A 13076-nucleotide genomic window follows, 5' to 3' on the forward strand; every position below is an offset into this window, starting at 1 on the left:
CCGACGTGGCCCGCTCCAAGCCGCTGTACTAGTACACATTGCGGGTGTTCCAGGGGCCTGCTTACGGTGTACGCACCAGCTCGCATACAGCGTACACAACCAGCGGAGGTCCACCATGCGCAACAGAACAGTACTCATCTCGGGCGCCAGCATCGCCGGCCCAGCCCTCGCCTTCTGGCTCCACAAACGGGGCTTCCAGCCGACCATCGTCGAGGTCGCTCCCGGCCTGCGGCCCGGCGGGCACGCCGTCGACATCCGCGGGGTGGCCCGCCGGGTAGTCGAGGAGATGGGCCTCATGCCGCAGATCCGCGCCGCGAGCGTGCCCGAACGCGGCTTCGCCCTGGTCGATAGACGTGGCAAGGTCAAGGCACGGCTGTCGGCCGAAGCCTTCGGCGGCGAGGGAATCGTCGCCGAAATCGAGATCATGCGGGGCGACCTCAGCGAAATCCTCTACCGCGCAACGGAAAGCTTCACCGACTACATGTTCGGTGACCGGATCACCGCGCTCGACGAGGACGCCGAGGGCGTCAAGGTGACCTTCGCCAGCGGCACGGTGCGCGGCTTCGATCTGGTGATCGGCGCTGACGGCGTCCACTCCGGAGTGCGCGCGCTGGCCTTCGGGCCGGAAGAGGACTTCCTGCACTATCTCGGTGGCTATACCGCATACTTCACCGTCCCCGATCCCGGCGACCTCGACGACTGGTTCCTCATGTTCAACGCCTCCGGCGGGCTCTGCGCCGGGATCCGGCCCGAACGCGGCAACACCGCGAAGGCCTCGCTCACCTTCGCCACCGAGACGCTTTCCTTTGACCGCAAGGACATCCAGGAACAGAAGGAGATCCTCGCCCGCACCTTCGCCGGCGTGGGCTGGCGGATTCCTCAGCTGCTGGCCGCCATGTGGGAAGCGCCCGACTTCTACTTCGACAGCATCTGCCAGGTGCATCTGCCGCAGTGGTCCCGGGGCCGGGTCGCCCTCGTCGGCGACGCCGCCCATTGTGGATCTCCGCTGTCCGGCCTCGGCACGAGCGCTTCTCTGATCGGGGCCTACGTGCTCGCGGGGGAGCTTGCGTCAGGTCGCGAGGATCACGAGGGGGCTTTTCACCGGTACCAAGAAGAAATGAAGCCCTTTATCCAGCAGGCCATGGAATTGCCGCCCGGCGGGATCAACGGGCTGGCGCCTAGATTCCAGTTCATGATTAGCCTCAGGAACCTGTCCATGCGCATGATGACCAGATGGCCGATGCGCGGCGTCATGGCCAGGCAGGCGGCGAAGTCCGGAGCCATTGCCCTCAAGCAATACGGCTGATATGCATTCAGGATGATTCGCAGCAGCTGGGCCGACGTCGAGATCCCCGAATCCACCGTGCATGAACACGTCCTCGCCGGAGCTGCGGCGCGGGGCGATCACCCCGCACTCATCGATGGCCGCAACGGTCAGACGATGACCTATGCCGAGTTCGCCCACGGGGTTGACCGGCTGGCCGCGGGCCTGGCCGCAGCGGGCCTGCGCCCCGGTGAAGTGCTGGCCCTGTTCAGCCCGAACACGTTGCTGTACCCGGTGGTCTTCCACGCCGCGCTCAAGGCCGGCGCCACGGTCACCACCGTCAACGCGCTCTCGACCGGCAAGGATCTCAGCGCCCAGCTGCGCGACTCAAACGCGCGTTTCCTGGTCACCATCTCCGCGTTTCTCGACCGGGTGGAACAGGCCTCCGGTCAGGTCGAGCAGATCTTTCTTTGCGATTCCTTTGAGGGGTACCAAACAGTAGTCGGCCTGATGGGCAACGACCATCCAACGCCGAGTGTCGCAATCGATCCAAAGACGACGGTGGCCGTGCTGCCCTATTCCAGCGGCACCACGGGAGTGGCCAAGGGCGTCATGCTCACCCACCGCAACCTCGTGGCCAACCTCGCCCAGTTCCAGCCCGTCATCGCCTACACCCCACAAGACCGGGTGATCGCGGTGCTGCCCTTCTTCCACATCTACGGCCTGACCGCGGTCATGAACGCGGCCCTGGCCGCGGGCGCCACCATCGTCGTGCTCCCCCGTTTCGACCTCAACGAATTCCTCGGTGCCCTTGCGCAGCAACGGGTTACCCGGGTGCTGGTGGCCCCGCCGATCGTGCTGGCCCTCGCCAAGCACCCGGCCGTCGCCGAACACGACCTTTCCAGCCTGCAGTGGGTCATGTCCGGTGCGGCCCCCCTCGACGGCGATCTCGCCGCGGCCTGCGCCGAGCGGCTCGGCTGCGCCGTGCAACAGGGCTACGGCATGACCGAGCTGTCGCCGGTCTCCCACGCCCAGCCCTTCGGCACCGCCTCGGCGAAACCCGGCTCGATCGGCGGCCTGCTGCCCAACACCGAAGCCCGTGTCGTCGACGTGGCCACCGGCGCAGACCTCGGCCCTGGCCAGCCGGGCGAGCTTCTCGTACGCGGCCCCCAGGTGATGCTCGGCTACCTCGGAAAATCCGCGGAGACCGCAAGCACCATCGACGCCGAAGGCTGGCTGCACACAGGCGATCTGGCGCTCGTCGACGCCGAGGGCGACTTCTTCATCGTCGATAGGGTCAAGGAGCTCATCAAATACAAGGGTTACCAGGTCCCGCCGGCCGAGCTGGAGGCTGTGCTGCTGGCCCACCCCGGCATCGCCGACGCGGCCGTGGTCGCCGGCCACGACGCCACCGGCGAGGAGATCCCGCACGCCTTCGTCGCGCTCGCCCCGGCCAGCACCCTGTCCGCCGAGGACATCATGTCCTACGTGGCCGAAAGAGTGGCCCCGTACAAGAAGGTACGTGCAGTGTCCTTTGTGGACACCATTCCCAAATCCGCCTCCGGCAAAATCCTCCGCAAAGACCTCCGCGCCACCCTCTAAAACTGTCACCCCACCGTGCTTCACTGTCCCCATCAAGCACACGGGGAGGTTGACACAGATGGACGAGCAACGTGTCAAGGATGAGTTCACCCGGATGGACCTCACGGCCAAGGTCAGCCGCTCGAGGACCATATCGCTGTGCTGCACGCACTATGGCGCACTGAGTACGAGGACGACATCGCAGAGATCCGCGCCTGGGCGGAGGAGGCTGAGGCCAAGGGTTGGGTTGACTCGGCGCGCCGCCACCGCGAGCACCTGGCGAGGCTCGACGCCCTCGAGAAGCCTTGGGAGCAGAAGCGGGCGACGTGAGGCGAGTGTTTTCCTGATCGTCGACGTCGTGGGGTGGTGCTGGTCACCGGTGAGTACTTAGATGTAGGTCTATGAGTGAACACTCCCATCACCACCACTGCCACCACGATCACCCCGCGCCCGCGGCCCACGAGGTCAACTATGGGTTCGTCGGGCTGGACACCTCGAGGCTGGGCTAGACGTGGCGGCGCTGACCGATCACGCCACCCTGTTCGCGATCGCGGGTCTGTGGTTGCAGCCATAAGGAAAATGGCCCGGCTCCATTTCGGAGCCGGGCCGCTTTTCTCACCAGGGTGATGGTGCAGGGGGTACCACAATCGGCGGGCGGTCGTTGCAGGTGATGGTGTTTGGCAGTTGCCAGGAGCCGAACCACGGACCCGTGGTTCCGCCACCATCGTTGCCACCCAGATCGGTCAGCGAGAACTCCGAGCCGGTGGCCGGCCAGTTGAACGACCCACAGTTGTTGATGCCAACGGCACCCACGTTGCGGGCGTCCACGTTCTCGAACGAGGCCGAACCGGCTACGCGTGCGCTGACCACCGAGGTGCCGGTGCCGTCGACCCGGACGTCCTTGAAGTGGACGTTCGAGATCGAGACCAGGTCCTTCACCGGCCAGTCGGAGACCAGCATGATCGCGTTGTAGGTGTTGTCGAGGAAGTGATTCCCGACCACCTGCGTGTTCGCGTCGATGTTGCGATCCAGTGCGTAGAGCCAGATCGCGCCGAGCCCGATGTTCCAGTTCAGCTCGAACGTGCCGGCCCGGACGGTGGTGTTGTCCTTGAGCAGGATCGTCCCACCGAACGGTTCCGCCCCGAACCGTGATCCGACGTGAAGACCACTGCCTTCGCGGATCGGGTCGGCCACCAGATTGCTGGAGACGGTGAGGTCCGATCCGCCGTAGAGCGCGATGCCGTTGGCCAGCACCGGGGTCTGCACCGTGTTGTGGTCGAACGTGTTGTTCGAGTTCGTCACGGGCTGCGCCCACATGGCCAGGCCATCGTCACCGGTGTTGCGTACGAAGTTGTTGGCTACCAACGAATTGGTGACGCCACCGTGGAAGTTCAGCCCGTCGCCGATCTGGTCGGCGATGATGCTGTTGGTGACCTTCACGTTGTTCATCGGACCGTCGAACCAGAGGCCGACCTTCGTGTGGTGGATGTAGAGGCCGTCGATGGTGGAGTCGCTCATCGCGCCACCGATCCCGTTCACCTGATCGTCGTCGATGCGCTCGCGCACGTCGCCTTCGATCGTGAAACCGGAGAGGTGCACGTTGCTGCTGCCGCCATCGGCGACATACTTGCCGTAGAAGCCGACCCCGGTGTGGATCGACTTGTCGGGCAACGGCGCGGGCAGGGTTACCTGCTTGCCTTTGATGATGGTGTACCAGTTACCGGCGCCTTTGACCGTCACGTTGTCAACGACGATGTGACGGTTCACCTGATACGTGCCGGGCGGAATGTAGACCTCGAGGTGCCAGCGCTTCGCGAAGGCGATCGCACGGTCGATGGCGTCGGAGGACTCGCGCTGGCCCGTCGGGTCGGCTCCGAACAGCAGCACGTTGGCTGCCACGAGGTTCACATAGGGCAGCCCGACCAGCTCGGAATCGAGAAGATCGATGACTGTCCACGCGGCGTTGCTGCCTGCCGGGGCGGTCAGCCGCACCCTGTCGCCCGCCTTGTACGTCTTGCCGAGCAGCAGCCGCTGTTCGTCATAGAAGTGGGTCGGGCGGAAAGGCTTGGCGAACACCGGCGCCGGCGTGGTGAACGCCGGTACACACGCGCATTCGGTGACCCACCAATCCGGATGGAGCAGATCGGCGTTGGGGTCGTTGGCGAACGGATACTGGTTGTAGAGCCACGCGAACTGCGACGTGAGCGTCATTGTCTTTCGGTTCTTGCCGTTGACGCTGACATCGAGTGGCGCGGTGATACCCCCACCGTTCGGCGCGTCCGGAAGGCTGTAGCGGACAGTGATCGCGTTGGCCGCCTGCGGCAGCGTGAACTCGACATACTGCCCCGGCAACAGCTTTACCGCGGAACGGCCGGAAGCCTCGGCCGGCAAGGTGTATGCCGTGCGGTCGGGCCCGATGACCGTGCCGTTGGTCGCCGCCTTCTCCGCTTCCTGCTCGAGGAAGCTGACGCTCGCACCGCGCCCGGCGACCAGCGCCGGATCAAGTGCGGCTCGTGTCACCGCGGGATTGGCGGGCGCGCTGGGGCTGGCGTTGGCGCTGCCAGCCACGCCGACGACCACGACCGAAGCCGTGGCGAGGGCGATGGTGAATTGGTTGATGTTCTTGAACATCGAGTGACTCGTTTCTCTCGGAAGAGATTGAGGTGACCCTAGGCTTCCGGACATCGTCCCGCAAGATGTTTGAAACAATCTCGTCAGATTTATTCGACGTTCAGTCTCCTTCTTGCACGATTGCTTCCGGAATGGAACGCCCGTCTACCATCGTCAAGTGCTCCCCGACGTCATCGCTCCCCGGCTGCGCGTTCTGTTTTGCGGCATCAACCCCGGCCTGATGTCGGAGGCGACCGGCCACCACTTCGCCCGTCCCGGCAACCGATTCTGGCCCGCTCTGCACCAAAGCGGCTTTACTCCCGCTCAGTTGCGCCCTTCACAACAAAGCAGTCTTCTCGGGTACCAAATAGGAATAACGAATGTCGTAGACCGCCCCAGCGCGCGAGCCGACGAGCTCACCCGCGAAGAGCTCATCGCGGGCGGCCGGCTGCTGGTGGCCAAGGTCGGCAAGTTCGCGCCATCGTGGCTGGCGGTGCTGGGCGTCGGCGCCTATCGTTCCGCCTTCGCCGCGCCCCGCGCGCAGGTCGGCGAGCAGGCACAAGCCATCGGCCAAACGCGGGTCTGGGTCTTACCCAACCCAAGCGGCCTTAACGCCCACTACACGCTGCCGCGCCTCGTCGACGAGTTCGCCGCGTTGCGGGAGAAGGCGTTCAGCTGACCGGGTTTCGGGGCAAACCGATCAGGTGGGCGACCTCGGCGAGCGCGGCGATGTGGGCGTCGACGCCGGTGGCACCGAAACCCATCGTGTTGACCGAGACGTGGGTAGCTCCGGCTAGACGCCAGTCGCTGACGCCCTTCGCTGCCGCTTCGGCCCCCTTGGACAGCCCGACTCGCCCTTCGATCCCGATGGCGGCCGGGTCGCGGCCGGCGGCCCTGGCTGACTCGTGAACCACGGCCAGCGCCTCGGTGAACCTTTCGCCCGGCGGCAGCTGGGGGAACCAGCCGTCGGCGAGACGGCCGGCGCGTTTGAGAGCCGGCACGGTGGAGGCGCCGATCCAGATCGGAATCGGGCGCTGCACCGGCAGCGGGGCCAGGCCGGCGCCGGTGACGGTCTCGAACCGGCCGGCGAAGGTCACGCTGCGCTGGGTCCACAGCAGCCGGAGCAGCTCGATCTGCTCGGACATCCGACGCCCGCGATTGGAGAAGTCCTTGTCCAGCGCCTCGTATTCAACGTGGTTCCAGCCAAGGCCGACCCCGAGCCGGAACTTGCCGCCGGTGAGGATGTCCACCTCGGCGGCCTGCTTGGCCAGCAGAGCCGTCTGCCGCTGCGGCGCGATGATCACGCCGGTGACCATCTCCAGCGAGGTGATCGCGGCGAGGAAGCCGTAGAGCACGAACGGTTCGTGGAACGTGGTGTCGATGTCGTAGGGCCCGGACCAGCCGGGGTAGACCTCGGGATCGGCCCCCACCACGTGGTCGTAGGCCAGGATGTGCTGAAAGCCCAGCTCTTCGACGGCGGCCGCGTAGGCCCTGATGACGACCGGGTCGGCCCCGATCTCGGTCTGCGGAAAAACCACTCCAACCTGCACGAGCACAACGTTACTGTCTCCCCCATGTACGCCGCGATCCTGCATCTGACCTTCCCGCCCACCAAGCACGAGGAGGTCGCCAAGTTCCTGAGCGAGGAGATGCTTTCCGTCATCAGGGTCAATGAAGGCTTCATTGACTTCCGTGTACTGGATGCGGGCACCCCGGGCGAGCTGGTCATCATGGACACCTGGCGCAGCCGTGAAGACAGCGCGGCCGCGATTCAGGGTGAGGAAGCCGTCGACGTTCACGCCCGCTACGTGGCGCTGGAAATCGTTGTGGCATCGGCGACTCGCTATTCGGTCATCGCCAGCACCTAATCGAGGACGGTTACCACGAGTTTGCCGCGGGCGGCACCGGCTTCGAAGCGCCGCAGCGCGTCGGCGGTTTGGCTCAGTGGATAGGTCCGGTCGATGACCGGGGTGACTTTGCCTGTTTGGAAGAGTTCTGTCAGTGCATTGAGGTTCGCGGCACTGGGTTTGGCTATCAGTGGCTGCAGCTTTTGGCGGGTGAACGGGGACGCGGCGACCGCGTGGAAGATGCGGCCCATGGGACCGATCCAGCGACTGCCCTCTCCCGAAGAGAGCACTAGAGTCCCTTGCGGGGCAAGGGAACGCCTCAGCGCGGCGAGGGAGTGTGTTCCGGCCAGGTCGAGTATCACATCGTAGCGCTGCCGTGCGGTGGTGAAGTCTTCTTTGCGGTAGTCGATGACACGGTCAGCGCCGATCGACCTGACCAGGTCTATCTTGCCTGTGCTGCACACGGCGATTACTTGTGCTCCAAGCGATTTGGCAATCTGAACGGCGAAGGTGCCGACACCGCCGGAGGCGCCGATAATCAGAACAGTCTGCCCCGGCACCACTTTTGCGCTGTCCCGTATCCCCATCAGTGCGGTGTTGCCGGAGACCGGCACCGCCGCGGCTTGCGCGAAACTTAGGTTGGCGGGCTTGAGCGCGGCTCGATGCGCTGGCACACATACGTATTCCGCGTAGCTGCCGCCGTCGATCTCGGCGTAGATCTCATCGCCCGGCTTGAAACCGGTGACCTGCTTGCCAGCCGCTTCGACGGTTCCCGCGACATCCCGGCCGAGAATCAGCCGCTTCGGCTTGCGCAGCCCGAAAGCCAAACGCCCGAGGTAGGGCTCGCCTCTCATCACATACGCGACACCCTTGTCCACCCCGGCTGCGTGCACTCTCACCAGCAAGTCGCCATCGCCGGGCACGGGCGGGTCCACCTCTTCGAACCGGAGCAGTTCCGGCGGGCCGTACCCGCGATGGGTAATGGCTTTCATCACTCCACCGTCCTCAGGATCTGTTCAATGGATGCTGTTCGCGCGCGCAGCTCGGCCATATCCGCGGCGACGCGCTGCTGGGTGTCCAAAGTGTTTTCGGAGAGCTGTTCGTAGCGGCGAACCAATTGCCGCAAGCCATCCTCCTGCGCGGCGGTCACCTTGAGCTTGCGGAATTCGTGGATCGAAGCCATGATCGCCAGGAACATCAGGGTGATCAGCGCGAACCCGCCAAGTGTCAAAATCACGCTCGGCCACGTGTTGAAGTCCATCAGGAGCGCTCCTTGTGTGAGGGACCCTTGTCGGAGTCCGGTGGGGTCAGGGTGGCGACCGCTTCGGCCAGCGTGGCCGCACTCAGATGCAGGTCGAAGTCGGCAACCTCGAAGAACTTCATCGCCTTGCCGTCTTCGGAGAGCTCGAGGCTGCCCACGATCAGGCCGGCCGCCTCCAGCCGTTGCAGGTGCATGTGAAGAAGGGGCCGGCTGATGCCGATCTCGCGAGCCAGGTGGCTCACATAGTCCCGCCCGACCACCGCCAGCTGGGCGACGATGCGCAGCCGCAGCGGGTTGGCCAGCGCCGCGAGCATCTCGACCAGTTCGTCACCGGTCGGCCGCCGCGGTGTCATAGCGCTCCTTCACGTGTCAGAACTTTCTTACACATGAAACGCTAGCATGTCCCATCAACCGGCGAAAGGGTAAAGAAGTGGGCGCCCGGTCAGCACCGGACGCCCAGCGGATCTAGCGCACGCCCCACTGCTGGGCGGCGGTGGCGTTGCAGTCGAAGATCTGCACGCGGGTGCCGTTCGCGGACGCGCCGCCGGCAAGGTTGAGACACCTGTTAGCTGCGTTGCCCAGCACGGTACCGTTGAGCCGGAAGGTCCACTTCTGGTTGTTGCCGCCATGACACGGCCAGATAATCACGTTGGTGTTGTTGGCCGTTCCGCCACCGGACACGTCGAGACAGCTCGTGCCATAGATGCGCAACTCGCCCGCTGCGGTGCGGGTCCACTGCTGGTTCGCCCGGCCGTGGCAGTCCCAGATGATGGCGGCCGATCCGGCTGTCGTCGAGGCGCCCGAAACATCAAGGCAGCGACCTGAGTTCGGGTTTACCAATGCTGCCGGGGTACCGATGGCGGGCCCCGATGGCACAAGGCTTCCCGGCACCGAACGCAGCGCGTTGTACCAGACCGCGGCCATCTTGTTGTATCCGGTCGCGTTGGGGTGCACCCCGTCGGCGAGGTCGGCCGTCGTCAGCGCGCTGTGCATGTCGACCAGATGCACGCGCGTACCCTTGCTCGCCACGATCGCCGGCAGCGCCGCGTTGTAGGCCTGGACTCGGGCTTCCTGCGTGGCGTTGGACTCGGGCGTGATCTGCGCGACGAACAGCTCCACGCCGGGCGCGTTGGCCAGGACGTGATCGATGAGCGCCGACAGCCGGGCGGGCGCGTTGGCGACATCGAAGTTCTGGTTCACATCGTTGGTACCGATATGCAGCAACACGGTATGCGGATTCGTGTTGCGCAACCAGGTCACGATGTTGGCGTCGATCTGGTCGATTCGCCACCCGGAGTGACCCTCGTGGTCGTGGTCGCCGAGGTTCGCCGGACCGTTGAACCCCGAGCCGACGAAGTCGGCCGTGTACCCGCCCGAGGCAAGTTGCTGCCACAGGTTGATCCGGTAGCCGCCCGGCACGTTGAAGCCATCGGTGATCGAGTCACCGAGCGGCATGATCCTGACCCCGCCGTTGGTCTCGGCGTATGCCGGTGCCGGGGCCAGCAGGACGCATGCGGCCGCGAGGGTGGCGGCGCATAGCGTGGAGGTGAGCCTTCGCATCAATTCTCCCTTCGAGTTTCCGCTCTGCGGGCAAGAGCGCGACACCCCAAGGTATTTCATGGTTATCGATGTCTTGCGTCACCTCGTGCTCGTAATTGCGCCGAGCGGCACGGTCGGCGCGCCAAACGGCGGCGAGCCCACCGCCGGAAACCGGCCGTGGGCTCGCCCTATATCGACTTGGCTAGTGCCTGTACACGCTCGCTGCCACCAGCGTGCGCTCGCGCGGGCCGCCGTTGAGACGGATGACCGGCTCAGGCGTCGGCCGTTCTATCCTCTTCTTCTTGTACGGCGCCAGTGCTTCGCCAAGTGCGCGGCGGAAGTCTTCCTGCCCACCGCGGAAGGCCGACATGACCAGAGGCCCCCAGCCGTTGACCTTTCCGTCGGAGCAGAACTGGTTGATGGTGGGCACGGACCCGGAGTAGCTCTTCCATCCGGGAGCGTTGTCGCCCAGATACATCTCGCGGTAGTCGCGGCTTGCCCCTGAGCCGCTGTAGTTGGACGCCCAGAGTTTCCGGCCCTGGTAGTTCGGAACCGTGTCGTGGTATGCCCACGGAGCCGCGTAGAGGAATGCCGGCTTCTGGCCTTCCTTCATGAGATGTTTGGCGACGGCGACGCCGAGATTGATGTCGACAGGGTCGTAAACGTCACCGTTCGCGTCCGCCCAGTGCTCGACATCCACCTGCCACCAGAACCCGGGATGCTCGCGCCACATCGGGAAGTTGCTGTCGGCAAAGGCAATGAGGTTGGTGACCGTTACCTGTGGGCTGACACCTGTGCGCGGAGCGACGAAACCACACGGGAACGGCAGCCCGGCTTCGGTTGCCACCCGAAGCATCTTGGCGGCCTTCTTATGCGGGTAGGTCGCGCCGTCCTTGTCCTGCTCCCAGAACTTGGCGTTGATGAAGGTCAGCCCGCCGTTCTCCACGAAGCTTCGCACGTGGTTCTCGGTCAGTCCGTTCTGGACAGTGAAATCGTAGATGTCGCAGCCGAACATGATGCCGGTCGGGCCGGGCCCCGGTTGCTTCTTCGTCTCGCTGTCGAAGAGCTTGTCCCACGTTTCGTGGTTGACTCGTCCGTCTGGCGGCAGTCCCTGCGCTGTCTGGAACGACTTGACCGCCGACTCGGTGGCTTCCTCGAAAAGGCCGTCCGCCCAGCCGGCCACGTTGGGCGCGAATCCGAGTGCCTGCAAGCGTTCCTGGATGCGCCTGACCACCGGCCGCTCGACGGCGTAGTAGCCGCCATGCGATTCGGCCGGTCCGTCGATCAGTCCGTAGTAGTGGCCCGGCGGGAGGTCGAATTCCTGCGGATCGACGCCTCCGCCGGGTTTGACCGGCCCTGAACCGTCGCCCCACAGGGACCGGGCTCGTTCCTCGATGCGGTCCATCAACTCCGTTGAAGTGGCCCAGTGGATGTGGTTGACGTGGTCGGCGGCGGCATACGGTGGGACTCGAACCTGGTCGCGCACATAGGTTTCGTGGTCGTTGTGCGGCTGAGTGTGGATGAGTTCGACGGTCAGATCGGAAAAATACTCGAATATCCAGTCGGCCGCCCGGCCCATGTCTTCCTGGTCTTTGGTGTTCGACTCGATGTCGTCATAGCCGCCGAGGTCGATCGCGGCAGTCGGCCAGCCGTTGTACGACAAGCCGTAGTGGTGGGAGCTCATGCCATGGTCTCCGTCCCTGGCGGAAGTCACATAGAGCTCGGTAGATTCTGGATAGTACTTCTCAAAGAATGCAATCATTCGTTCGCCCAGAGGTCCGGCTACGACATTGGGCAATCGCCTATAGCTAACAACCATGATCTCGACGGTAGCGACTCCACCGGGCCCCACCAGCCACTTCACAGATTCTGCGACGCTTGCCAGCAGGGCCCCTATACTTCCCGCCTATTGCACCCGGCGCACTTTGAACGGCAGATGTGGTGGCTCACCGGATTGCTGGCGCAACACCTGCCCTTCGGTGACCCACTTGCCCGTGCGGGTGATGGCCACGGCCGTTGGCTCGTCCAGGCCCTCGCGCAGGACAGTCTTCGTTCTGGTCACCACGTTGACCCGCAACAGGCGGCCGGTCAGTTCCACGACAAGCAACTCGAAGCGGTTGAGCATGCGGATCCCGTCCGGGGACGAGAAAAGCTCCCCGAAGTTCACCTCGGCCGCCGGCAGCGCCGACCCGTCGCGAGCGATGCCGACCTTCAGCATCTGGCCGGTACTCACGTTGGTCAAATAAATCGTCGAGCCGCCGTCGAAGGCGATACCGTCGATCTGCAGGGTTCCGCCTTGGCCGGTGAAGAGAGGATCAGCTGACCACACCGACAGGACCCCACCGGTGGGCTGGCGCGGATCCGGTGTGCGCAGCCGCAGCAGGCGCGCCGGTCGCAGCGGCACCGCTGTCGGGTCCGTCGCGTCGGTCACGTAGACATCGCCATTGGCCAGCGCGAGGTCGGCGCAGAGACCTTCGTCGGCGACCGGATAGCTAGCCCTCAGCGCACCGGTTCGCAAATCGAAGGCGCGCAACATAAATGTCGACTGGAACGTGATGTCGACCGCGCACGCCCACAGCACGTTACGCTGAGCGTCGACGGCGACACCGCCAGTGCCGATGTTCACGTCAGCGGATACAAAGGCTTCGGCGACCGCTGATCCGGGCCGGAATCGGACGATTTCCCCGGTCACCAGGCTTGACACGTAAAGCGTTCCGTCCGGGCCGGAGGCGATGCTCTCCGGAAAGAATTGGTCACCAGGAAGTGCCAGGACGTCCGGCGCCGACACAGGCTCGTTGGCCTGCGCTACCGGATAGGGTGCCGCCGCCACGGCGACCATACAGGCAACGGCAACCGCTGCCAGGATGGCGCGTTTCATGCGAGCCTCCATTCTAGTTTCTGCATCTGTCGATGACGTGTGTCCCGTGCGTACCTGCGTGGGGAGATCCTTAAACACCCTCAATGAGAGGATCGA

13 protein-coding genes are annotated in these 13076 nt (G+C 64.7%); 5 read left to right on the forward strand and 8 right to left on the reverse strand.

All coding sequences use genetic code 11. From position 1 onward, the window contains the following. Positions 1–115 precede the first annotated feature (115 nt). The 3 genes from Rhe02_RS30315 (at position 116) to Rhe02_RS30325 (ending at position 3175) form a co-directional block, all read left to right on the forward strand. Positions 116–1306: an FAD-dependent monooxygenase gene (locus Rhe02_RS30315; RefSeq protein WP_203911825.1), complete on the forward strand. Its 1191-nt coding sequence runs from the start codon at positions 116–118 to the stop codon at positions 1304–1306. Positions 1307–1318: 12 nt separating this feature from the next. Further along, positions 1319–2866, forward strand: coding sequence for an AMP-binding protein (locus tag Rhe02_RS30320; protein ID WP_203911826.1), 1548 nt, complete (start codon positions 1319–1321; stop codon positions 2864–2866). A 138-nt stretch (positions 2867–3004) separates the two neighbouring features. Then, positions 3005–3175 (forward strand): hypothetical protein, encoded by a 171-nt coding sequence (locus Rhe02_RS30325; protein WP_203911827.1) that lies wholly within the window; start codon positions 3005–3007, stop codon positions 3173–3175. A gap of 285 nt (positions 3176–3460) precedes the next feature. On the opposite strand, the gene Rhe02_RS30330 is transcribed toward Rhe02_RS30325, so the two are convergent. Beyond that, positions 3461–5476 (reverse strand): glycosyl hydrolase family 28-related protein, encoded by a 2016-nt coding sequence (locus Rhe02_RS30330; RefSeq protein ID WP_203911828.1) that lies wholly within the window; start codon positions 5474–5476, stop codon positions 3461–3463. Between the two features lie 157 nt (positions 5477–5633). Between Rhe02_RS30330 and mug the strand changes: the two genes are divergently transcribed. Next, positions 5634–6134: a G/U mismatch-specific DNA glycosylase gene (mug, locus tag Rhe02_RS30335; protein ID WP_308442031.1), complete on the forward strand. Its 501-nt coding sequence runs from the start codon at positions 5634–5636 to the stop codon at positions 6132–6134. Here the strand turns inward: mug and Rhe02_RS30340 are convergent. Then, a complete protein-coding gene (locus Rhe02_RS30340; protein WP_203911830.1) occupies positions 6127–7005 on the reverse strand; it encodes an LLM class F420-dependent oxidoreductase in 879 nt (292 codons plus the stop codon). The two genes, mug and Rhe02_RS30340, sit on opposite strands and share 8 nt — an antisense overlap. A 24-nt stretch (positions 7006–7029) precedes the next feature. Here Rhe02_RS30340 and Rhe02_RS30345 point away from each other — a divergent pair, with 24 nt between their 5' ends. Continuing rightward, positions 7030–7323, forward strand: coding sequence for an antibiotic biosynthesis monooxygenase family protein (locus Rhe02_RS30345; RefSeq protein WP_203911831.1), 294 nt, complete (start codon positions 7030–7032; stop codon positions 7321–7323). Here the strand turns inward: Rhe02_RS30345 and Rhe02_RS30350 are convergent. From Rhe02_RS30350 to Rhe02_RS30375, 6 genes are all read right to left on the reverse strand, one after another. After that, the gene (locus Rhe02_RS30350; RefSeq protein WP_203911832.1) at positions 7320–8294 is read right to left on the reverse strand and encodes an NAD(P)-dependent alcohol dehydrogenase; all 975 of its coding nucleotides are present in this window, start codon (positions 8292–8294) and stop codon (positions 7320–7322) included. The two genes, Rhe02_RS30345 and Rhe02_RS30350, sit on opposite strands and share 4 nt — an antisense overlap. Then, entirely contained in the window at positions 8294–8500 is a 207-nt protein-coding gene (locus Rhe02_RS30355; protein WP_308442033.1) for a hypothetical protein, read from the reverse strand. Before Rhe02_RS30355 ends, Rhe02_RS30350 begins: the two co-directional genes overlap by 1 nt. A 62-nt stretch (positions 8501–8562) precedes the next feature. After that, entirely contained in the window at positions 8563–8916 is a 354-nt protein-coding gene (locus Rhe02_RS30360; protein WP_203911833.1) for an ArsR/SmtB family transcription factor, read from the reverse strand. A 112-nt stretch (positions 8917–9028) separates the two neighbouring features. Next, positions 9029–10123 (reverse strand): ricin-type beta-trefoil lectin domain protein, encoded by a 1095-nt coding sequence (locus Rhe02_RS30365; RefSeq protein WP_203911834.1) that lies wholly within the window; start codon positions 10121–10123, stop codon positions 9029–9031. A 181-nt stretch (positions 10124–10304) separates the two neighbouring features. Continuing rightward, positions 10305–11786 (reverse strand): peptidoglycan-binding domain-containing protein, encoded by a 1482-nt coding sequence (locus Rhe02_RS30370; RefSeq protein WP_203911835.1) that lies wholly within the window; start codon positions 11784–11786, stop codon positions 10305–10307. Positions 11787–12008: 222 nt separating this feature from the next. After that, positions 12009–12980, reverse strand: coding sequence for an SMP-30/gluconolactonase/LRE family protein (locus Rhe02_RS30375; RefSeq protein WP_203911836.1), 972 nt, complete (start codon positions 12978–12980; stop codon positions 12009–12011). Between the last annotated feature and the right edge of the window lie 96 nt (positions 12981–13076).

The organism is Rhizocola hellebori (assembly GCF_016862955.1).
GTDB classification, from domain to species: domain Bacteria; phylum Actinomycetota; class Actinomycetes; order Mycobacteriales; family Micromonosporaceae; genus Rhizocola; species Rhizocola hellebori.

Coding starts and splice junctions, on each gene's coding strand:
- Rhe02_RS30320 (WP_203911826.1), top strand. CDS start 1,319: ATGATTCGCAGCAGCTGGGCCGACGTCGAGATCCCCGAATCCACCGTG.
- Rhe02_RS30360 (WP_203911833.1), bottom strand. CDS start 8,916: ATGACACCGCGGCGGCCGACCGGTGACGAACTGGTCGAGATGCTCGCG.
- Rhe02_RS30365 (WP_203911834.1), bottom strand. CDS start 10,123: ATGCGAAGGCTCACCTCCACGCTATGCGCCGCCACCCTCGCGGCCGCA.
- Rhe02_RS30370 (WP_203911835.1), bottom strand. CDS start 11,786: ATGAGCTCCCACCACTACGGCTTGTCGTACAACGGCTGGCCGACTGCC.
- Rhe02_RS30330 (WP_203911828.1), bottom strand. CDS start 5,476: ATGTTCAAGAACATCAACCAATTCACCATCGCCCTCGCCACGGCTTCG.
- Rhe02_RS30350 (WP_203911832.1), bottom strand. CDS start 8,294: ATGAAAGCCATTACCCATCGCGGGTACGGCCCGCCGGAACTGCTCCGG.
- Rhe02_RS30355 (WP_308442033.1), bottom strand. CDS start 8,500: ATGTTCCTGGCGATCATGGCTTCGATCCACGAATTCCGCAAGCTCAAG.
- Rhe02_RS30375 (WP_203911836.1), bottom strand. CDS start 12,980: ATGAAACGCGCCATCCTGGCAGCGGTTGCCGTTGCCTGTATGGTCGCC.
- Rhe02_RS30315 (WP_203911825.1), top strand. CDS start 116: ATGCGCAACAGAACAGTACTCATCTCGGGCGCCAGCATCGCCGGCCCA.
- Rhe02_RS30345 (WP_203911831.1), top strand. CDS start 7,030: ATGTACGCCGCGATCCTGCATCTGACCTTCCCGCCCACCAAGCACGAG.